The sequence below is a fragment of the Bradyrhizobium guangdongense genome, from assembly GCF_006483445.1.
GTDB lineage: Bacteria > Pseudomonadota > Alphaproteobacteria > Rhizobiales > Xanthobacteraceae > Bradyrhizobium > Bradyrhizobium guangdongense_A.
In genome coordinates, this window is the sequence record NZ_PPPT01000212.1 from 23023 (window position 1) to 42558 (window position 19536).

The window sequence follows — 19536 nt, forward strand, 5'->3', positions numbered from 1 at the left end:
ACCATCGGCCGGGCTTTTTTCTTTTGGTGCGGCGCTTGCCTAACGCGCCGCCTGGATCGAGCGCAGCACCTCTTCGCTGGGCCAGCAATCGACCTTCAGCCCAGCCGACTTCTGATAGGTCCCGAGCGCCGAGCGCGTCAGCATGCCGGCCTTGCCGTCGATCTTGTCCTTGTACATCCCGATGCGCGTGAGACCCCGCTGCATCGCCTCAACGTCCTTGGTGCGCAACTGCTTCGAGGCCGACCACGGCGTCGCGAATGCTTGCGGGTTCGTCATGCGATCGCTGAGATGGCCCACGAACAGCACATAGAGATCCGAGAAATTGTATTCCTTGATGACGAAGTAATTCTTCGTGGTCAGGAATGACGGCCCGTAGATGCCCTCCGGCTGCAGCAGCGACGCCGGCTGCGCCTGCTCCGTCGCGCTCAGTCTTTGTCCGCGCACCGGCACAAAGCCGTCGCGCAGCCATTGGCTGATCGGCTTCGTCACCTCCGGTACACCGAGCGTGCAATCGATTTTTGCCGGCGCCTGCACCTCATAGGCCCAGCGTACGCCGCTCTGCCATCCCTTGTTGACGAGCTGCTGCGCGGCGGAGGCGAGCGCGTCCGGCACCGAGTGCCAGATGTCGACGCGGCCATCGCCGTCGAAGTCGACACCGTGCTTGTAATATTCAGACGGCAGAAATTGCGTGAGCCCGGTGGCGCCGGCCCAGGACGAACGCATCTCCTTGCGCGTCACCGCACCCTCGCCGAGGATTTTCAGCGAAAGGATGAATTCATTGCGGTACGTATCCTTGCGCCGGCCGACATAGGCCTGCGTCGCCAGCACGCGCACCAAATCGTATGGCAGCGTGTAGCGGCCATAGTCGGTCTCGCGGCCCCAGATCGCCAGCATGATGGTGGCGGGCACGCCAGAGCTCTTCTCGATCTCGGTGAGCGACGCGCGATATTTTTGCAGCAGCCGCTGCCCCTCGCCCGCAAGCCGCGCGATGGAGGCTTCCTTGATGTAGTCGGCCGGCACCTGCACGAACTCGGCCTGTGCCGCTGCACCGGTTGCGGGCCGGCCCGGCAGGATCAGGTCAGGGAGCTTGTAGTCGGGCTCGAGCCCGCGCGTCTCCCGATCGAACGTCGCGCGCGACACGCCGGCGGCCTGCGCCTCCGGCCAGAGCGAGGCGATGAACTGGGTGAAGGCGGCGTCGGCGGCGCGGGCGGGCGACCCGAGGAGTTGTGCCAGCAAGGCAAAAGCAACAAGCAAGAAGACGCGCAACAGCCTGCTCAATGGTTATCGTTCCCGGTCATAGCGACGCTCTAACATGATGGCCTTCCGGTTGGAACGGCGGAGGAAACCGGCAGTTTCAGCGCCCGCGACGTCCACGCCTATGAGGATTTCGCGCGGCGCCGAAAGATCGTCGAAACCGCCGGCGATTGCCACCGCACCGTGATGACCTGGTTCTTGCGGGGATAGTACAGGCGAAATCCATCCCATGTCGGCCGGCGGGCGGCCTGGCCGCGCACGCAAAGACCGTCGAAGCAGAGCTCGGGGCGCCAGTAGAAGATCGAATCCTCATCCTTCACGCCCGGCGCGCCCTTCTCCGACAGCCAGGTGGCGCGGTACAGCGTCGCGACATGAAGGGTGGACCGCTGGCCGTAGGCGTAGTCGATGCGGCTGAAACCGGAGCCCGGCGTCGCAACGAGCCAGCCGAGACCTGGCCCGCTCCATGGTGGACACGCGTCCCAGACGTCACCCTCGACGAGAATTGGCCCTTCAGCATCGCGGTCGAACTTCGCGCAACGCTGGGCTTCGCCGAGTTGATGAAGTTGCACCTCGAAGCCGGAAAACGTGCTGCGATGCAGATGCGTCGCATAGTCCGGCTTGCCGACGTCGGCCCAGGGAATCCGGCCAAGCCACGGGAACGCATCCTCGCCTGCGAACGGCAGGGGCTCGCCGACATTGCGGCCCGCGAAGGACAGTCTTGCGCTGACCACTTTGAGGTCGTCGACACCGCTGCGGAACAATTCGGCCTGCGCATAGATGCGGATCGATGTCGGATCGTCGACATCATCGAAGCGCCACGCATGCGCGAAAGGCATCCGGATCTGGCGGCCGAGGACGGCCGATGTCACATCGGGGTCGAACGTATAGACGTCGCCTGCGTTGACGGGCGAAGGCAGGCACTTATTGATGTCTGCGAACATCAGCAGCGAGCGGTCGCTCAGCACCAGGAACGGGTTGTCGCCCTGACGGACGATGCTGTCATGGACGCCGGTATTCCAGTTGCCGCCGTGGTAGCCGACGCACTCGCCGGCAACGGTGTTGCGCAGTTCGCGGCCGTGATCGCTGAGCACGATCTCGGTCGTGACGCGGTAGCGATCGGTCTCGACATGCGATCCGCCCGGTCCGCCAAGATTTGCAACCAAGAGAAGCAGGAACGAGCCGGCAAGCAGAAAGCCGCCGAGCGCAAGCCAGATTGTCCGCTTACGTCCGGGGACTGCCTCAGCCATGATTTCCCGGTCCGGATTCCCGTTCGCGTCGGTGTTACCGCGTCAGCTTCTTGTACTTCATGCGATGCGGAATGATGCTGTCCTGGCCGAGCCGGCGCATCTTGTCCTTCTCGTAGTCCTGGAAGTTGCCCTCGAACCATTCGACATGGCTGTCGCCTTCGAAGGCCAGGATGTGGGTCGCGATGCGGTCGAGGAACCAGCGATCGTGGCTGATGATGACGGCGCAGCCGGCAAAATCCTCCAGCGCCTCTTCGAGTGCGCGCAGCGTGTCGACGTCGAGATCGTTGGTCGGTTCGTCGAGCAGCAGGACGTTCGAACCGGACTTCAGCATCTTTGCGAGATGCACGCGGTTGCGTTCACCGCCCGACAGCGCGCCGACCTTCTTCTGCTGGTCGGCGCCCTTGAAGTTGAACGACGAGCAATAGCCGCGCGAGTTCACTTCCTTCTTGCCGAGCAGGATCAGCTCGTTGCCGCCTGAGATCTCCTCCCACACGGTCTTCTTGCCGTCGAGCGCATCGCGCGACTGGTCGACATAGCCGAGATGCACGGTCTCGCCGATCGTGATGGTGCCCTTGTCGGGCTTCTCCTGCCCGGTGATCATCCGGAACAGCGTGGTCTTGCCGGCGCCGTTCGGTCCGATCACGCCGACGATGCCGCCGGGCGGCAGCTTGAAGGTGAGATCGTCGATCAGCAGGCGATCGCCATAGCCTTTGCTCAGCCCCTCGAAGTCGACGACGTTGGCGCCGAGCCGTTCCGCGACCGGAATGATGATCTGCGCGGTCTGGGTCTGCTTCTCGCTCGCCTGCTTGAGCAGCTCCTCGTAGCGCTGGTAGCGCGCCTTGGATTTCGCCTGGCGTGCCTTCGGCGACGACGCGACCCACTCCTGCTCGCGTGCGAGCGTCTTCTGGTGCGCGGCGTCCTCCCGGCCTTCCTGCTCGAGCCGCTTCTGCTTCTGCACCAGCCAGGACGAGTAATTGCCTTCGTAGGGAATGCCACGGCCGCGATCGAGCTCGAGGATCCAGCCCGTGACGTTGTCGAGGAAGTAGCGGTCGTGGGTGACGATCAGGATCGCGCCGGGATAGTTGCGCAGGTGGCCTTCGAGCCAGGACACCGACTCCGCGTCGAGATGGTTGGTCGGTTCGTCCAGCAGCAACAGCTCGGGCTGGTCGAGCAGCAGCTTGCACAGCGCGACGCGGCGGCGCTCGCCGCCCGAGAGTTTTGTGACGTCGGCATCGTCCGGCGGGCAGCGCAGCGCGTCCATCGCCTGGTCGACCTTGCTGTCGAGATCCCAGAGGCCCTGGGCCTCGATCTCGTCCTGCAGCTTGGTCATCTCGTCGGCGGTCTCCTCCGAGTAGTTCATCGCCAGCTCGTTGTAGCGATCGAGGATCGCCTTCTGCTTGGCAACGCCCTGCATGACGTTGTCGCGGACGCTGAGCTTGGGATCGAGCTGCGGCTCCTGCTCGAGATAGCCGACGCGGGCGCCCTCGGCGACCCAGGCCTCGCCGGTATATTCCTTGTCGAGCCCCGCCATGATCTTGAGCAGGGTCGATTTGCCCGAGCCGTTGACGCCGAGCACGCCGATCTTGGCGTCCGGGTAGAAGCTCAGATTGATGTTATCGAGCACCTTCCGGGTCGGGTAGCTCTTGGTCAGGCCTTGCATGAAGTAGACGAACTGGCGCGCCATCGGTCCCGTGAAACCTTCATTTTGAGGAAATTTGCTTGCCTGCGATGTAGCGATCCCGCCCCCAAAGGGCAACGTTTTCCGTCCGTTCACCACGGATGAATACGGGACGGACACCATCCGGAAGGCCGGTCCGGACAATTGAAACCATCTTTTAATAAATCAGGCGAAAGCTCGTCGTGGCGCGGAAAAAAGCGCCACCCGCCGACAGAAGCCGGCGGGGCAGAAACAGCGAGGCCACCATGGCTATGATCGAGACCACCAGCATCGCCGCCCCGGCAGAAGCCGGCCGCGCGGGCTTCTTCACCGAGCTGAAGGAATTTTGGGTCCGGTTCTTCGCCACGGCCTTCAACCCCTACCGCCCGGAACTGCACTACATGCGCGGCCCCGGCCCCGCCTGGCGCGCCAAGCACGGCATGGATGCCCCGTTCCGCCTGAAACCCCGGGACCTCTGACGCCTCCTCCCCTGGCGAAGTTTTGAAGCTGGCGACGGCTTGCGCGGCCGCTCGATTGCGCGCAACCATGGCCCTGTTCCGACGATGGCGCCTCCGCCATCACCCCTCGCCATGGATGGACGTCTCCCGATGACGCGGCTGCGCTGTGCAATTCTCGACGACTATTTCAACATCGCCCAAGACGTGGCCGACTGGTCGAAGATTGCTGACCGCGTCGACGTCACGGTGTTCAGCCATCCCTTCGCCTCCGAGCAGGCCGCGGCCAGCGCGCTCGCCGATGTCGAGATCGTCTGCGCCATGCGCGAGCGCACCGCGTTTCCCAAAAGCCTGTTCGCGGCGCTGCCGAAGCTGAAGCTGCTGCTGACGTCGGGCATGCGCAACGCCGCGATCGACCTCGAGGCCGCGAAGGCGCGCAACGTCGTCGTCTGCGGCACGCAGTATGGCCGCGATCCGACCGCCGCGCTGACCATCGGCCTGATCCTGGAACTGACCCGCGGCATCGGCCGCGAGAACGCGCGCATGCACGCGGGCGAGCCCTGGCAGACCTTTGCCGGCGTCGAGATCGAGGGCCGCACGCTCGGCATCGTCGGGCTCGGCAAGCTCGGCAGCAAGGTTGCTGATATCGCGAAGACGCTCGGCATGAACGTGATCGCCTGGAGCCCGAACCTCACGCCCGAGAAATGCAAGGAGGCCGGCGTCACCTATGCGAGCAAGGAGGAGCTGTTCGCCAAGGCCGACATCGTCACCATCCATGTCGTGCTGAGCGATCGCTCCCGCGGCCTGGTGGGGGCGGCCGATCTCACCCGGATGAAGCCGACGGCGTATCTGGTCAACACCGCGCGCGGGCCGATCGTCGACGAGGCGGCGCTGCTATCGGCCTTGCAGCAGAAGAAGATCGCCGGCGCCGGCATCGACGTGTTCTCGGTCGAGCCGCTGCCAACAGATCATCCGTTCCGCAAGCTCGACAATCTCGTGCTGACGCCGCATCTCGGCTATGCGACCGAGGACGGCCTGCGCACCCATTACGGCCAGATGGTCGATACCATCGACGCCTGGTTCAAGGGCGAGCCGCCGCGCCGACTGGCCTGAGTTCCCGATCTTGGCGGCCGCTTGGAAAAAGGGTCGAAAACAACCCCATGCACAGTAGCCCAGGGTGGGGACGGGTGACTGCGGATTTTGCGAAATTTCACTGACCCGTCGGGCAAATCAGGCGCGTCAAGCCAAGATCGCGCGAGGGGACGGTGAGGCTCCAATACCGCCCCAACTCGACCGAATCTGAGCAGGTTTTTGCACGGACACGCAAAAAAGGGCGCGCCGCCGGCACGCCCTTTCGCAAATCTGGATATCCGTCGGGTGCCTTAGCGCACGGTGACCGGAGCCGGCAGCGGCGGCACCACGGTCGGCTGCGTGCCGGGCACCGGAGCGTTCGCGGCCTGGGCCGCGAGCGGCGCAGGAGCACCGGGCGCGGGCTGCGCCTGAGCCGTCGCCGTTCCAAGCGGCGGCCCGCCGGGCATCACGACCACGCGGGTGCCGACCTTGACGCGCTCGAACAGGTCGGAGACGTCGTCGTTCAGCATGCCGATGCAGCCGGAGGAGACGAACTTGCCGATCGTCGAGGGCTGGTTGGTGCCGTGGATGCGATACACGGTCGAGCCGAGATACATCGCGCGCGCACCGAGCGGATTGCCGGGGCCGCCGGCCATGAAGCGCGGCAGATAGGGCTGGCGCTCGATCATCTCCGTCGGCGGATGCCAATCCGGCCACTCCGCCTTGCGGGTGATCTTCTGCACGCCGGTCCAGGTGAAACCGTCGCGGCCGACGCGCACGCCGTAGCGGATCGCGCGGCCGCCGCCGAGCACATAGTAGAGATAGGTGTTGGGCGTATCGACCACGAGCGTACCGGGCGGCTCCTTGGTCTGGAACGCGACTTCCTGGCGGCGCAGGTTCGGCGGCAACTGCACGGGGGCAGCGTCGGGCTGCTCCTCGGGCGGAAGTGCCGCGATCGACATCGGCTTGCCGTCGGCGCCGACGGCGGGCTCTTGCTGCTGCTGTGGCACCGCGCCGGTCGCGGTCGGGCCGCCAACGGCCTCCGGCGGACGCAGGCCGTCATTGACGCCCTGCTGCTGCGGCGGCGGACGGTCGGCGTAGATCACCGCCGGCGGACCGGCCGGGCGGCCATAGCGCGGGTCATCCGGCGACATGACCGGACCCTGCGGGGCGTTGGAATAGACGGGCGGCGCGCCGGCGGGACGGCCATAGCGGGGATCGTCCGGCGACACCACCGGGCCCTGCGGCGCGTTGGAATAAACGGGAGCGCCCGCGGGGCGGCCGTAGCGCGGATCGTTCGGCGACATCATCGGCCCATTCGGACCGGGCGGCGGCAACGCTGCCTGCGGCGTGTCATCGTCGTCGTCGAGCGCGTCGAAATTCGGCGTGCGATCGCCGGGACGATATTCGGCCGGATAGCCACCCTGCTGCTGCGGATACGGCGTCGCATAGCCCGGCGTCTGCTGCACCGGATAGCTCTGCTGCGCCTGCACGAGCGAGGTTCCCGCCACAGCGGCTGTCGCAGCAGCGCAAATCGTCAGAAAATGCTTGATCATCATCGTATTTGTATAGACCCCAGGCACGACCGGACCGTTAACGGCAGATGACCGAAGATCACGGCGCATTCAAGACAATTCAGGCCCATTTGTGCCCGATTTGCCGATTTGTGATCCACACCTCACCGTTGCACCGGAGCATCACGGATCAGAAATCGCATTCTGCCCGATATCGCTCCTCTCCAACACCCCGATTTTTACGGAACGCGCGCAAGAGGCTTGCGGTATTCTCGAATCGGCCTGATTCGCCGCCGCTTTGAGCTCTTTTCTGCGCGGTGAATGCGGCAACCAGTACCGTCACCGCGTTCAGATGGCTCAAGGGCCTTAGGCAGGCAAACCTGTCAGGGCAGAAATCCGCGCCTCATGCTTCCCGGCGTTCGCTTCCTGTTTGCGGCGATCCTGATCTCAACCTCACTCCTGGTGTTCGCCCTCGGCGCAGCCGCGCTGTTGCGGGCAACGCATGAGCAGTTCGTCAGCAATCCGTCCTGGCGCTCCGGTCCGCAGGAGCAGGTGTTCGCGCAGACCCCCGAACCGGTCCGTCCGGTGCTGGCGGTTTTGCGCGTCGAGCCGATGGCGACGGAGGCCGAGCCCTCGGTACGGGACCAGATCCCGACCATCGGCATGCCCGCGATCGACGCCGCGCCCGAGCAGGCCGCCGCAATTGCCCCGGACGCAGCCATTCCCGCGGCCGAAGCACTCCCGAACGAGTCCGCGCAACCGGAAACAACGACGCCAAGTCAGGTTGAAACGCCGGCTACACCTGCTGCAGCCGGGACGACTGGACAGGCGTTCGGGACCAAGGCATCCGACACCAGGGTGGAAGCCACCGAAACCGCCCCTGCTTCCACGCCCGTCGCAGCAAGCGAGCCTCAGCAGACCGAGGCGCCCGCAAGCACCCTGTCCGAGGCCGACATGGCCGCCACGAGAGTGGCTGCGCTGAGCGATCCGGTCGTCGCTCCCGAGAAGGAGCCGGCGAAGATCAAGGCCGACAGCAGCGCATCGGAGAAGAAGGCGACCAAGCGGCGCGCGCATCGCGCCAAGAAGCGCCGGATCGTCCGCCGCCCGCCACCGCCGGTTCAGCAGCAGAGTTTTGATCCGTTCACACAGCAGCCGATCGCCACCGCATCCACCACGCGCACGCGCTAACCATCAAGCGGGTCCCGTCGCGATCGGCGGACCGCTTGCCTGCCCCCATTCCGACCACGAGCCGTCATAGAGCGCGGTGTCGGTGACGCCTAGCCGATACAGCGCGAGCGTCAGCACGCCGGCCGAGACGCCGGAGCCGCAGCTCGTCACGATCGGCGCATCCAGCTTGACGCCGGCGCCGGTGAAGGCGGCGCGCAGATCGTCGAGCGGCTTCATCGTGCCGGTCGCGGCATCGAACAGCAGATTGTAAGGCACGTTACGGCTGCCGGGAATGTGACCGGAGCGGATGCCCGCGCGCGGTTCGGGCGCACGGCCCTCAAAGCGTTCGGCGGCGCGTGCGTCGATCACCTGCTCGGCCTTGGTGCCGACATTGGCAATCATCTGCTCGATGCTGCGCACGCGTTTGGCGTCGTAGCTCGCCTTGAAGGTCGCAGCCTTTGGCTTGACCTCGCCGCTCTCGACCGCGCGGCCCTCGGCGCGCCACTTTTTCAGGCCGCCATTGAGGATGCGCACATTGCTGTGCCCGTAGGACAGGAACATCCACCACGCGCGCGGGGCGGCGACCCAGCCACCGGAATCATAGAGCACGACGGTATCGGTATTCGAGATGCCGAGATTGCCGACGTCACGGCCGAACTGCTCCGCGCTCGGAAACATATGCGGCAGCGGGTTGGAATGATCCGACACCGCATCGACGTCGAAGAACACCGCGCCCGGCAGATGCGCGGCGAGATAGTCGTCCTTCGGCAGCGGCAGCACGCCGGGCAGCTTGAAGCTCGCGTCGATCACCTTGACGTTGGCGTCGTTGATGTGGGCGGCGAGCCATTCGGTGGAGACGAGGGGATCGGTGGGGGTGGTCATTTGAAGCAATCTCCGTTTGGTCATTCCGGGGCGTGCGAAGCACGAGCCCGGAATCCATCGTGCGGCAGAGTCAGTGGATGAATGGATTCCGGGCTCGCGACTTCGTCGCGCCCCGGAATGACGGGTGGAGAGAGCGGAGCCCGCGCCCCCTCACCCCTTCTTCTTCGGCTCCCACTGCTCGGTCGGACCGCCGGCGTCGCGCCAGGCGGCGTAGCCGCCGGCGATGTGGGCGACGGGCTTGAGGCCCATGTCCTTCGCCGTTTTTGCAGCGAGTGCGGAGCGCAGGCCGCCGGCGCAATGGAAGACGAACTTCTTGTCTTCCTGGAAGATCGGTTTTGCGTAGGGGCTCTGCGGGTCAATCCAGAATTCGAGCATGCCGCGGGTGCAGGGAAACGCGCCGGGAATGCGGCCGTCGCGCTCGATCTCGCGGGGGTCGCGGATGTCGACGATCACGACGTCGCCGTTCTTTGCGATCTCGATCGCCTGCGCGGCGGACAGCGTTTCAATCTCGGCATTGGCCTCGTCGATCAGCGCCTTGATGCCGCGGGTGATGTTTTGGGGCATGTTGGTTCTCCCTTCTCGTTGTCATTCCGGGGCGTGCGTAGCACGAGCCCGGAATCCATTCCTCCACCAACTCCGCGGCCCGATGGATTCCGGGTTCTCGCTTCGCGAGCCCCGGAATGACGGCGGTGGCTAGTGCGTCAATTCCTTCATCGCGCTCTCCAGCCCCTCGATGGTGATCGGGTACATGCGGTTGGCGAAGATGCGTTTGATGATCGTGGTCGATTCCGAATAGTCCCAGTGCTTCTGCTGCACCGGGTTCAGCCACACCGAATGCGGATAGGTGCGGATGATGCGATCGAGCCAGACCGAGCCCGGCTCCTCGTTGACATGCTCCACCGAGCCGCCCGGCACCATGATCTCGTAAGGCGACATCGAGGCGTCGCCGACGAACACGACCTTGTAGTCGTGCGGATATTTGTGCAGCACGTCCCAGGTCGGCGTGCGGTCGGTGAAGCGGCGCTTGTTCTGCTTCCACACGCCTTCATAGAGGCAGTTGTGGAAGTAGAAATACTCCATGTGCTTGAACTCGCTCTTCGCCGCCGAGAACAGCTCCTCGACCTGCTCGATATGCGAATCCATCGAGCCGCCGATGTCGAAGAACACCAGGAGCTTCACCGCATTGCGCCGCTCGGGCCGCATGTGGACGTCGAGATAGCCGTGATTGGCGGTCTCGCGAATGGTGGTGTCGAGGTCGAGCTCGTCGGGCGCGCCGGTGCGGGCGAACTTGCGCAGGCGTCGCAGCGCGATCTTGATGTTGCGGATGCCGAGCTCGACATTGCCGTCGAGATCCTTGAACTCGCGCTTGTCCCACACCTTCACGGCGCGGTTGTTGCGGTTCTTCTCCTGGCCGATGCGGACGCCTTCGGGGTTGTAGCCGTGGGCGCCGAACGGCGAGGTGCCGGCTGTGCCGATCCACTTCGAGCCGCCCTGGTGGCGACCCTTCTGCTCTTCCAGGCGCTTCTTCAAGGTCTCCATGAGCTTGTCCCAGCCCATCGCCTCGATCTGCTTCTTTTCTTCTTCCGTCAGATACTTTTCCGCGAGCTTCTTCAGCCACTCCTCGGGGATCTCGGCCTTCTCCATGGCGTCGAGCAGGCTTTCCAGCCCCTTGAACACCGAGCCGAAGACGCGGTCGAACTTGTCGAGGTTGCGCTCGTCCTTCACCAAGGACGCGCGCGACAGATAGTAAAAGTTCTCGACCGTGTAGTCCGCGAGGTCGGCGTCGAGCGCCTCCATCAGCGTGAGGTATTCGCGCAAGGTCACGGGGACCTGCGCATCGCGCAATGAGGTGAAGAATTGCAGGAACATGGGTGACAGATTGCCTTTCGGATGGCGAACGTCAAGGGCTGGAGGGCCCGGCCAAGGAGAGGCCAAGGGGAGGTCAAGCCCTAGACCGGGTGGGTTTTTCCTCTAGAATTGGGACCACTTGAGGCTTTTAGTTGGGGCGTTTTCAATGGGTATCATCGCAGCACTCATCATCGGCGCGATCGCCGGCTGGCTCGCGGGGAAAATTGTCCGCGGTGCGGGATTTGGCCTGATCGGCAACATCGTGCTCGGCATCATCGGCTCGCTGATCGCAAGCTGGCTCTTGCCGCAGCTCGGCATCAGCCTTGGCGGCAGCGCGTTCCGCGACATCGTCAATGCCACCATCGGCGCGGTGATTGTGCTGGTCGTGCTTTCGCTGATAAAACGGGCCTAACAGCCTGACCTGACCCGTGACGGCCGCAGCTTGAGCGGCCGTTTCCATGTTTTGGCTCAGGCGTGCCTGTGACTCGCTCAAGGTTTGCGCCTCGCCCAAGCAAGATGAACAACAAGGACGTTCGATGAAGTTTACCGGCACCAAGGACTACGTTGCGACCGACGACCTCAAGGTCGCCGTCAATGCCTCGATCATGCTGGAGCGCCCGCTCCTCATCAAGGGCGAGCCCGGCACCGGCAAGACGGTGCTGGCCGAGGAAGTGGCGAAGGCGCTGAACGCGCCGCTTTTGACCTGGCACATCAAGTCCACCACCAAGGCGCAGCAGGGCCTCTACGAATACGACGCGGTATCACGCCTGCGCGACAGCCAGCTCGGCGATGCGCGTGTCTCCGACATCAAGAACTACATCAAGCGCGGCAAGCTGTGGGACGCCTTCACGGCCGAGCAGCGGCCGGTGCTGCTGATCGACGAGATCGACAAGGCCGACATCGAATTCCCGAACGACCTGCTGCTCGAGCTCGACCGCATGGAATTCCATGTCTACGAGACTGGCGAGACGATCAAGGCGAAGCAGCGCCCGATCATGATGATCACCTCCAACAACGAGAAGGAGCTGCCGGACGCCTTCCTGCGGCGCTGCTTCTTCCACTACATCAAGTTCCCCGACGCCGACACCATGGGCCGGATCGTCGACGTGCACTTCCCCGGCATCAAGAAGCGCCTTGTGGAAGAAGCCTTGCGTATTTTCTTCGAGGTGCGCGAAGTGCCCGGCCTGAAGAAGAAGCCGTCGACGTCGGAACTGCTCGACTGGCTGAAGCTGCTGCTCAACGAGGAGATGACGCCGGAGCAGCTGCGCGAGCGCGACCCGCGCAAACTGATCCCGCCGCTGCACGGCGCGCTCTTGAAGAACGAGCAGGACGTGCATCTGTTCGAGCGGCTGGCGTTCTTGAGCCGGCGCGAGGTGTAGCCCTCTCGTGTCCCGGACGCGGCGCAGCGCGCAAGCGTTGCGACGCTGAGCCGGGACCCAGAAGCCGCACGGTACATTGCCGCAGCATGGGCCCCGGCTCTGCAGCGCACCGCTGAAGAAGCGCTGCGCTGCGTCCGGGGCACGAGATCACTGCCTGCTCTCCGCCTCGTCATTGCGAGCCAACCAGCGCTTTCGAACCGACGCACCAGCACCCGCGACTACATGTCCAGAGGTCGATGATGCGCTTTCTCCTCCCCCTGGTTTTGCTCCCGACCGCCGCTGCTGCCGCGGAGGCCGTCGACTGCAACGCGATCGTGACCACGATGGCGCCGGTCGAGCTGACCTATCACGAGGCCGACAAATCCTCCGTCACCCAGATCTTCAGGGACCCCTCAGGGAATTCCGTCGTTTGGGTCAAGACCATGAACGGCAAGTTCGTCGGCAGGGCAGATTTTGCGGCGGGCGTCCTGGCAACGGCAGAGACCTCCTCGGCCTTCGCCGGCAAGTTCAAATCCTCGAAGATCAATTACACTGTCGAAGGCATGCCAAAGCTGTTCGACCGCCGCTCGGACCTCAACTACAGCACCACGCATTCAAGCGTGTATGGGGACGGCAGCACTGATACGGCCACCACGACCTATCACTACAAGTTCAAATCGGCAGGCAAAGAGGCCGTCGGTCCATGCATGCTGGACGTCGTTCACGGTGAAAGCGACAGCGTGAACGAAAAGACGGGCAAGACGGCCCATACCTATGGCATCTACTTCCCGCAGCTCATGGCGGGGATCAGCGGCCACACGACGGAGCCCGTCATCGACGGCATCAAGACCACATTCGATCCGATGGCGTTGATCCCGTAAGACGGTCTCACGCCACCACGCTCTCCGGCACGTTCGCGGCTTCCATCGGCTGCTTGCCGCGGATCAGGTCCGAGGCGCGGTCGGCGATCATCATCGTCGATGCGTTGAGGTTCGCCGAGATCATGCGCGGCATGACCGAGGCGTCGATGACGCGCAAGCCCTCCATCCCGTGAACACGAAGCTTGTCGTCCACCACGGCCCATGTGCTCTCGGCCGGGCCCATGCGGCAGGTGCAGCCGGGGTGGAACGTGGTGGTGCCGCGTTCAGTCACCGCCTTCAAAAATTCGTCGTCGGTGTTGACGTCGGGGCCGGGGAAATCCTCGTAGGCGTAATACGGGCTGAGCGGCGCCGACTTGAGCAGGCGCCGCGCGAGCTTCATGCCGCCGACGACGACGCGGCGATCGAGCTCGGCGTCGAGATAGTTGGTCTGGATGATCGGGGCCGCGAACGGATCCTTTGAGCGGATGCGGACATAACCGCGGCTCTCGGGACGCTGCTGCCAGGAGGCAACCGTCATGCCGGGCTCGTCCTCGAGCTGGCCCTGCACGCCTTCCTTGTAGCTCGCCGGCGTGAAGGTGAGCTGCAGGTCGGAACGGTCGGGGCTCTCGCCGGAATACCAGAAGCAATAGACCATGGTCGGCGACAGCGAGAGCAGGCCGCGCCGCTGCGTCGCCCATTTCAACGCCTCGATCCAGAGCGAGAAGCCGCGCCTGAGCTCGTTGATGGTCTTGATGTTCTTCACGCGACCCACGGTGCGCGGTGCGTAATGGTCCTGCAGCCCCTCGCCGACCGGCAGCGCGTGGCGCACGGCGATGCCGTGGCTCTGCAGCAGGTCCGGAGAGCCGACGCCCGAGAGCTGCAGGAGCTGCGGCGAGTTATAGGTGCCGCCCGCCAAGATCACTTCCTTGTTGGCGCGCACTTCCACCGGCGTGCCGTTGCGGCCACCCTTCATGTAGCGCACGCCGACGGCGCGCTTGCCCTCGAAGATGATCTCGGTCGCGTGCGCATGCGTCTGCACATGCACGTTGGGCCGCTTCATCGCGGGCTTGAGGAACGCGGTCGAGCCCGACACGCGCAGGCCGTTGTCGATGGTGCGCTGGCAGTAGGAGACGCCCTCCTGCTTCGCGCCGTTGTAATCGGGGTTGCGGGGGATGCCGAGCGAGACCGCGCCTTCCATGAAGGCTTCGCAGAGCGGATCGCGCCAGTCCATGGTTGTGACTTTGAGATTGCCGTCACGGCCGCGATAGATGTCGTCGCCTTCGCCCTCGCGCTTCTCCAGCCGCTTGAAGTAGGGCAGCACGTCGGCATAGCTCCAGCCGCGATTGCCCATCTGCGCCCAGGTGTCGAAGTCGAGATTCTGGCCGCGATTGTAGATGTGACCGTTGATCGAGGATGAGCCGCCGAGCGTCTTGCCGCGCGGCGCATAGATGCTGCGGCCGCCGGTCCAGGGCCCGACCTCCTGCTGGTAGGCCCAGTTGATGCTCTTCATGTGGAAGGTCTTGATAAAACCCGCCGGCAGATGGATGTAGGGATGCCAGTCGGAAGGCCCCGCCTCGAGCACGCAGATGCTGGTGCTCGGGTCCTCGCTCAGCCGGTAGGTGAGCACGCAGCCGGCGGAGCCGGCACCGATGATGACGTAGTCAAACTTGTCCATCTGTCTCGAACCCCCTCAGCGCGGCTTGTCGTTGAGCTGATAGGTCAAATGCGCCTTCACCGTCGGCCATTCCGCCGCGGTGATGCTGTAGACGACAGTGTCGCGCAGCGTGCCGTTCGGCGCGACCTGATGGCTGCGCAAGATGCCGTCCTGCTTGGCACCGAGCCGCTCGATGGCGCGGCGGCTCTGGTGGTTGAAGAAGTGGGTGCGGAATTCGACCGCGATGCAGTTGAGCGTCTCGAAGGCATGCGTGAGCAAGAGAAGCTTGCACTGGGTGTTGAGCGGGCCGCGCTGCGCGCTCTTGCCGTACCATGTCGAGCCGATCTCGACGCGACGGTTACCGGCATCGATGTTCATGTAGGTGGTCATGCCGACGATCTTTCCGTCCGCATCGAACACAGTGAAGGGCAGCATCGAGCCCGACTTCTGGAGGCCGAGGCGGCGGTCGATCTCCTTCGCCATGTTGTCGGCCGCAGGAATGGCGGTGTACCAGAGCTTGTGCAGGTCGCCGTCCTTGACTGCCTCCGTCAGTCCGGCGAGGTGCTGATGCGACAGCGGCTCGAGACGCGCATGTTCTCCACGCAGGGTGACGGGATCGGGCCAGGGCATTCGGTATCTCTCCTTACGTCATTGCGAGCGAAGCGAAGCAATCCAGAGTCTTTCCACGGATACATTCCTGGATTGCTTCGCTTCGCTCGCAATGACGGCTTGTCTCACTTGTTCAAGAAATTCAACGGCAATCCGCCGCGCGGCCAGTCCATGGCGATCAGCTCACCCTTGCCCGACAGCGTGATGTAGGCGGTTTTCAGCTCGGGGCCGCCGAAGGCGATGTTGGTGGTGACGCGGTCACCGGTCGGCACCTGCTCCACCAGCTTGCCGTCGGGCGCGATCACCGAGATGCAGCCGGTGACGAGGGTGGCGACGCAGACATTGCCGCCCGCCTCGACCGCGAGCGAGTCGAACATCTGGTAGCCACCGAGGCCCGCGATCGGCTTTCCGCGCTCGCCGCGATAGATCACCTCGCGCGGCTTCAGGACGCCGGGCGCGGAGAGCTCGTAGGCCCAGAGACGCGCGGTCGGAGTCTCCCCGATATAGACGGTGTTTTCGTCCGGCGACAGGCCGATGCCGTTGGCCGGCAGCACGCCGTGCACGACTTCCACGATCTCCGTCATGCCGGGCTTCACATAATAGATGCCGCCGACGTCCATTTCGCGCGGGCGGCGCTTGCCGAGATCGGAGAACCAGAGGCCGCCATGCTTGTCGAACACGAGGTCGTTCGGCCCGCGCAGCGCATGCTCGCCGCATTTGCTGACGACGGTTTCGATTTTGCCAGACTGAAGATCGACGCGCTGGATCGAGCCGCCGAGGTAGTCGTCCGGCTGCGGCCCCGGCATGATCATCTTGCCGGTCGGGATCCAGGAGAAGCCGCCATTGTTGCAGACATACATCTTGCCGTCGGGCCCGAGCGCCGCGCCGTTCGGGCCGCCCGGGATTTTTGCCACGATCTCCTTGCGGCCGTCGGGATGGACGCGCGTCAGGCGCTGGCCGCGGATTTCCACCAGAACGACCGAGCCGTCCGGCATCACCACGGGGCCTTCGGGAAATTCGAGGTCGGTGGCGAGAACGCGAACGTCGGACATTTTGGACCTCCCGGCTGCTTGTTATGCCTTGCTCGGGAAGTCCGGCGCCGGCCCCGCACGCAAGATTTGCGTGTGGTTATGGCAAAACAGGTCCCACTTGCCAAGCAAACGGGCGCAATGCTGCGTTGCGCGCTACTCTTTCACGGGGACCCAGATCTCGAAGCCGCCATTGCCGCTCCGGGGATCGAACTTTTCGTCGTAACGTTCGAAGTTGGGCGCGTCCGCGGCCTCGAGACCCGAAGCCGGCAGCCATTGATTCCAGATCGTCGAGACGGTGCGGCGGATCGAGGCGACGTGGTCTGCGTGGGTGAACACCGCATAGCGCTGCTCGGGGATGCGGATGCGGGCGAAGCGGCGCGGCAGGTCGGAGTAGTCGGCAACCTCGACGCCGGCGATGTAGTCGAAATTGCCGGCATCGTCGCCATTGCAGCAGACGCCATAGGCAACGCCACCGACGCGCGCGGGAATGTCGGCGACCTCCTGGTGAAAGCGATGCCACAGCCCCGGAATGGCCGCGCCGTTGTCGCAGGAGATGCGCTCACTGATACCGGCGACGAGCAAGGCCTTTGCGGTCTCGAAGCGCGGCGGGGCGAGATTGTCGGTCATCGTGGAGTCCATGAGGATCGGCTCCTGTAGCCTGAGTTTGCTGGCGCACGTCGCCGCCCTCACCGCTTCGGGCGTCATGCCAAAATGGTCGCGGAACGCGCGGGTGAATGCTTCGTGGGAGCCGTAGTCCGCATCCAGCGCCAGCGTGAGAATGTCAGGCGCGCCGGCCGCGAGCGCACGCGCCGACTCCGTGAGGCGCCGCGCGCGCACGTAGCGCATGACCGGCAAACCGGTTGCCGCGGCGAAAGCGCGCACCATGTGGAAGCGCGACACGCCGCCGATCCCGGCGATCTCGTCGAGCGTCATCGGCTCGGCGAGATGGCTTTCGATATACCAGAGGGCTTTCTGGGCCGGGTTCATGAACAAGGCTCTCATGTCGAAGAGCGGCGATGATGGACGATGCGCGTAAGCTGCGTTTGATCGGGATTGCTCTCGCACAAACTCCGAAGCGTAGGGTGGGCAAAGCGAAGCGTGCCCACCACCTCAGTTGCGGTACGCAGAAGTGGTGGGCACGGCGCAAGAGCGCCTTTGCCCACCCTACTTCTTCGTCTCCTCCTTCGCCGGCGGCGCATCCTGCTTCTTCTTCACGTCCTCCGCGGTCTTGGCTTGCGCGGCCTGCAGATCGGTGATCACTTTCTGCAATCCGGCCACTGCCACCTTCAACGCGTCGATCTGGCGATTGGCCGCGTCCAACTTCTGCTGATGGTCGAGGGCGAGCTTGCCGATCGTCTTCTGCAGGAAGTCGACATTGCTCTGCAGGCAGCTTGTACGCCGCTCCCAGGTCTTCTCGACGGTGCAGATCTCGATGCCGGGAACGTCCTGTGCGCGCGCCGTGCTCGACAATATTCCCGTCAGAAACGTTGCGACACAAATGGCAGCAATGGTCCGGCCCGGCATGCAGGTTCCCTCGAAATCGATCACGGCAAATTGCGGTGAAGTGGCGCCTCGCACCGAGGATACCATACTGACACCGCAATCTCGCGTTGAGGTTGGTGTGTTCCCCGGGACGGGAACGAGGATGTGGTGACGAGACTTGACGCGGAGACCGGGCACTCGCCGCGATTTTTTAGGGGAGACTTTTGGAATGGCGACGCGCGAAAGACGTCTGGCGGAATTCAACGGCGAAGGAGAACCCCCGCCTGGCCTGCCGGTCGAGGTGCTTTGCGAGGATCACAGCGGGACGTATCAACTGCCATTTGCCTGCCGTTATGTCGCGGGGCGCTGGCAGAACAGCGAGGCGGGCATCGCCGTCGAGGCCACCGTGATCGGATGGCGGCTGCCGCGCGTGAAGCAGGGCGTAGCCTGAAAGGGCGCGCGACCTGTCTCAAATTGCGACGGGACCTACCCGCTCTTTAAGATTCGGAACGCGGCTCGAACGAATCGCGTCCGAATCAGCGGCGATGGCCTGTACTCAGTTGTTCACGGCTAGATATCGGCACGGCGCGGCATGGGCGTACCATATCGAGGAACCGGGCAAGCGGACGCGGCCGGCTAGCGGACGACAAAGGTTAATTGCACTGCCCGAAGCCATCGCCCGCGAAACAGGCAGGACTTGAGCAGGCACTGCCTAATATTCGACCTCGAGCTCTTCAATCTCGGCCGGCTCCGCCTTGGCCGCCGCGATCCATTCGCGCATCTCGGCCATGCCCATGATGGTCTCGGCATAGGTGCGCAAATGCGGTTCGAGCTTGACGTCATAGGTCACGAAGCGCGTCACGACCGGCGCATACATCGCGTCCGCCATGGTGCGGCCCTCGCCGAACAGGAACGGACCGCCGGATTTTTCCAGGCAGTCGCGCCAGATCGCCCAGACGCGGTCGATGTCGGCCTGGGCGCGCGACCAGATCTTGAAGCCGGGAAAATGGCCCTTGAGGTTGACCGGCAGCGAGGCGCGCAGCGTCGTGAAGCCGGAATGGATTTCGCCGCAGATCGAGCGGCAATGCGCCCGCTGAACGCGATCGGCCGGCAGGAGCCCTGCGTCCGGCATCACCTCGTTGAGATATTCGGCGATCGCCAGCGTGTCCCAGACGGTCGCGCCGTCGTGGCGCAAGCACGGCACCAGGATCGACGATGACAGCAGCAGGATTTCCGCGCGCGCGGAGGCATCGTCCGGCGCGGTGACGATCTCGTCGAATTCGAGCCCGGAGAACTTCGTCAGCAGCCAGCCACGCAGCGACCAGGACGAGTAGTTCTTGCTGCTGATGGTCAGTGTCGCTTTCGCCATATGGCCTTTCCCTCACGCGTCATTCGACACCCCGCCCCGGTCCGAACGGTGCCCATTGCCTGTGCTCATCCCGCTTTG

General features: G+C 64.3%; 20 protein-coding genes. 7 read left to right on the top strand and 13 right to left on the bottom strand.

The features are described from left to right. Positions 1–39: 39 nt before the first annotated feature. From C2U70_RS28145 to ettA, 3 genes are all read right to left on the bottom strand, one after another. On the bottom strand, positions 40–1269 hold the full coding sequence (locus tag C2U70_RS28145; RefSeq protein ID WP_433960717.1) for a lytic murein transglycosylase: 1230 nt from the start codon (positions 1267–1269) through the stop codon (positions 40–42). Positions 1270–1376: 107 nt separating this feature from the next. Then, complete coding sequence (locus C2U70_RS28150; RefSeq protein WP_140981889.1) at positions 1377–2501, bottom strand: hypothetical protein; 1125 nt, start codon at positions 2499–2501, stop codon at positions 1377–1379. Between the two features lie 34 nt (positions 2502–2535). Further along, positions 2536–4185, bottom strand: a complete 1650-nt coding sequence (ettA, locus tag C2U70_RS28155) for an energy-dependent translational throttle protein EttA (protein ID WP_140981890.1) — start codon at positions 4183–4185, stop codon at positions 2536–2538. 239 nt (positions 4186–4424) lie between these two features. Between ettA and C2U70_RS28160 the strand changes: the two genes are divergently transcribed. Together C2U70_RS28160 and C2U70_RS28165 are read left to right on the top strand one after the other, a co-directional pair. Beyond that, entirely contained in the window at positions 4425–4637 is a 213-nt protein-coding gene (locus C2U70_RS28160) for a hypothetical protein (protein ID WP_140981891.1), read from the top strand. A 129-nt stretch (positions 4638–4766) separates the two neighbouring features. Further along, on the top strand, positions 4767–5726 hold the full coding sequence (locus C2U70_RS28165) for a D-2-hydroxyacid dehydrogenase family protein (protein WP_140981892.1): 960 nt from the start codon (positions 4767–4769) through the stop codon (positions 5724–5726). A 269-nt stretch (positions 5727–5995) separates the two neighbouring features. Here the strand turns inward: C2U70_RS28165 and C2U70_RS28170 are convergent, their stop codons facing one another. Then, a complete protein-coding gene (locus C2U70_RS28170) occupies positions 5996–7243 on the bottom strand; it encodes a L,D-transpeptidase family protein (protein ID WP_140981893.1) in 1248 nt (415 codons plus the stop codon). A 360-nt stretch (positions 7244–7603) separates the two neighbouring features. On the opposite strand from C2U70_RS28170, the gene C2U70_RS28175 reads away from it, so the two are divergent. Next, positions 7604–8386, top strand: coding sequence for a hypothetical protein (locus C2U70_RS28175; protein ID WP_140981894.1), 783 nt, complete (start codon positions 7604–7606; stop codon positions 8384–8386). A gap of 3 nt (positions 8387–8389) precedes the next feature. Here C2U70_RS28175 and sseA read toward each other — a convergent pair whose 3' ends face one another. From sseA to C2U70_RS28190, 3 genes are all read right to left on the bottom strand, one after another. Continuing rightward, complete coding sequence (sseA, locus tag C2U70_RS28180) at positions 8390–9247, bottom strand: 3-mercaptopyruvate sulfurtransferase (protein WP_140981895.1); 858 nt, start codon at positions 9245–9247, stop codon at positions 8390–8392. A gap of 150 nt (positions 9248–9397) precedes the next feature. Continuing rightward, positions 9398–9811, bottom strand: coding sequence for a rhodanese-like domain-containing protein (locus C2U70_RS28185; RefSeq protein ID WP_140981896.1), 414 nt, complete (start codon positions 9809–9811; stop codon positions 9398–9400). Between the two features lie 129 nt (positions 9812–9940). Then, positions 9941–11116: a vWA domain-containing protein gene (locus C2U70_RS28190; RefSeq protein ID WP_140981897.1), complete on the bottom strand. Its 1176-nt coding sequence runs from the start codon at positions 11114–11116 to the stop codon at positions 9941–9943. Positions 11117–11261: 145 nt separating this feature from the next. Between C2U70_RS28190 and C2U70_RS28195 the strand changes: the two genes are divergently transcribed. The 3 genes from C2U70_RS28195 to C2U70_RS28205 all read left to right on the top strand — a co-directional run bounded on the left by C2U70_RS28195 (position 11262) and on the right by C2U70_RS28205 (position 13334). Continuing rightward, positions 11262–11507, top strand: coding sequence for a GlsB/YeaQ/YmgE family stress response membrane protein (locus C2U70_RS28195; protein ID WP_140981898.1), 246 nt, complete (start codon positions 11262–11264; stop codon positions 11505–11507). Positions 11508–11631: 124 nt separating this feature from the next. Continuing rightward, positions 11632–12474 carry an AAA family ATPase gene (locus C2U70_RS28200; protein ID WP_140981899.1) on the top strand — a complete coding sequence of 281 codons (843 nt, stop codon included), beginning with the start codon at positions 11632–11634 and terminating at the stop codon, positions 12472–12474. 239 nt (positions 12475–12713) lie between these two features. After that, positions 12714–13334, top strand: a complete 621-nt coding sequence (locus C2U70_RS28205) for a hypothetical protein (protein ID WP_140981900.1) — start codon at positions 12714–12716, stop codon at positions 13332–13334. Between the two features lie 7 nt (positions 13335–13341). On the opposite strand, the gene C2U70_RS28210 is transcribed toward C2U70_RS28205, so the two are convergent. The 5 genes from C2U70_RS28210 to C2U70_RS28235 all read right to left on the bottom strand — a co-directional run bounded on the left by C2U70_RS28210 (position 13342) and on the right by C2U70_RS28235 (position 18131). After that, positions 13342–14988 carry a GMC family oxidoreductase gene (locus tag C2U70_RS28210; RefSeq protein ID WP_140981901.1) on the bottom strand — a complete coding sequence of 549 codons (1647 nt, stop codon included), beginning with the start codon at positions 14986–14988 and terminating at the stop codon, positions 13342–13344. A 15-nt stretch (positions 14989–15003) separates the two neighbouring features. After that, entirely contained in the window at positions 15004–15597 is a 594-nt protein-coding gene (locus tag C2U70_RS28215; RefSeq protein ID WP_140981902.1) for a GNAT family N-acetyltransferase, read from the bottom strand. Positions 15598–15701: 104 nt separating this feature from the next. Next, positions 15702–16628 (bottom strand): SMP-30/gluconolactonase/LRE family protein, encoded by a 927-nt coding sequence (locus C2U70_RS28220; RefSeq protein WP_140981903.1) that lies wholly within the window; start codon positions 16626–16628, stop codon positions 15702–15704. Between the two features lie 132 nt (positions 16629–16760). Continuing rightward, the gene (locus tag C2U70_RS28225) at positions 16761–17594 is read right to left on the bottom strand and encodes an AraC family transcriptional regulator (protein ID WP_140981904.1); all 834 of its coding nucleotides are present in this window, start codon (positions 17592–17594) and stop codon (positions 16761–16763) included. A gap of 177 nt (positions 17595–17771) precedes the next feature. Further along, complete coding sequence (locus tag C2U70_RS28235; protein WP_140981905.1) at positions 17772–18131, bottom strand: hypothetical protein; 360 nt, start codon at positions 18129–18131, stop codon at positions 17772–17774. A gap of 187 nt (positions 18132–18318) precedes the next feature. Here C2U70_RS28235 and C2U70_RS28240 point away from each other — a divergent pair, with 187 nt between their 5' ends. Beyond that, positions 18319–18540: a hypothetical protein gene (locus C2U70_RS28240; protein ID WP_140981906.1), complete on the top strand. Its 222-nt coding sequence runs from the start codon at positions 18319–18321 to the stop codon at positions 18538–18540. Between the two features lie 261 nt (positions 18541–18801). Here C2U70_RS28240 and C2U70_RS28245 read toward each other — a convergent pair whose 3' ends face one another. Beyond that, positions 18802–19458 carry a glutathione S-transferase family protein gene (locus tag C2U70_RS28245; protein WP_140981907.1) on the bottom strand — a complete coding sequence of 219 codons (657 nt, stop codon included), beginning with the start codon at positions 19456–19458 and terminating at the stop codon, positions 18802–18804. Between the last annotated feature and the right edge of the window lie 78 nt (positions 19459–19536).

Coding starts and splice junctions, on each gene's coding strand:
- C2U70_RS28165 (WP_140981892.1), top strand. CDS start 4,767: ATGACGCGGCTGCGCTGTGCAATTCTCGACGACTATTTCAACATCGCC.
- C2U70_RS28215 (WP_140981902.1), bottom strand. CDS start 15,597: ATGCCCTGGCCCGATCCCGTCACCCTGCGTGGAGAACATGCGCGTCTC.
- C2U70_RS28190 (WP_140981897.1), bottom strand. CDS start 11,116: ATGTTCCTGCAATTCTTCACCTCATTGCGCGATGCGCAGGTCCCCGTG.
- C2U70_RS28150 (WP_140981889.1), bottom strand. CDS start 2,501: ATGGCTGAGGCAGTCCCCGGACGTAAGCGGACAATCTGGCTTGCGCTC.
- C2U70_RS28210 (WP_140981901.1), bottom strand. CDS start 14,988: ATGGACAAGTTTGACTACGTCATCATCGGTGCCGGCTCCGCCGGCTGC.
- C2U70_RS28195 (WP_140981898.1), top strand. CDS start 11,262: ATGGGTATCATCGCAGCACTCATCATCGGCGCGATCGCCGGCTGGCTC.
- sseA (WP_140981895.1), bottom strand. CDS start 9,247: ATGACCACCCCCACCGATCCCCTCGTCTCCACCGAATGGCTCGCCGCC.
- C2U70_RS28200 (WP_140981899.1), top strand. CDS start 11,632: ATGAAGTTTACCGGCACCAAGGACTACGTTGCGACCGACGACCTCAAG.
- C2U70_RS28205 (WP_140981900.1), top strand. CDS start 12,714: ATGCGCTTTCTCCTCCCCCTGGTTTTGCTCCCGACCGCCGCTGCTGCC.
- C2U70_RS28240 (WP_140981906.1), top strand. CDS start 18,319: ATGGCGACGCGCGAAAGACGTCTGGCGGAATTCAACGGCGAAGGAGAA.
- C2U70_RS28225 (WP_140981904.1), bottom strand. CDS start 17,594: ATGAACCCGGCCCAGAAAGCCCTCTGGTATATCGAAAGCCATCTCGCC.
- C2U70_RS28220 (WP_140981903.1), bottom strand. CDS start 16,628: ATGTCCGACGTTCGCGTTCTCGCCACCGACCTCGAATTTCCCGAAGGC.
- C2U70_RS28175 (WP_140981894.1), top strand. CDS start 7,604: ATGCTTCCCGGCGTTCGCTTCCTGTTTGCGGCGATCCTGATCTCAACC.
- C2U70_RS28235 (WP_140981905.1), bottom strand. CDS start 18,131: ATGCCGGGCCGGACCATTGCTGCCATTTGTGTCGCAACGTTTCTGACG.
- C2U70_RS28185 (WP_140981896.1), bottom strand. CDS start 9,811: ATGCCCCAAAACATCACCCGCGGCATCAAGGCGCTGATCGACGAGGCC.
- C2U70_RS28160 (WP_140981891.1), top strand. CDS start 4,425: ATGGCTATGATCGAGACCACCAGCATCGCCGCCCCGGCAGAAGCCGGC.
- ettA (WP_140981890.1), bottom strand. CDS start 4,185: ATGGCGCGCCAGTTCGTCTACTTCATGCAAGGCCTGACCAAGAGCTAC.
- C2U70_RS28245 (WP_140981907.1), bottom strand. CDS start 19,458: ATGGCGAAAGCGACACTGACCATCAGCAGCAAGAACTACTCGTCCTGG.
- C2U70_RS28170 (WP_140981893.1), bottom strand. CDS start 7,243: ATGATGATCAAGCATTTTCTGACGATTTGCGCTGCTGCGACAGCCGCT.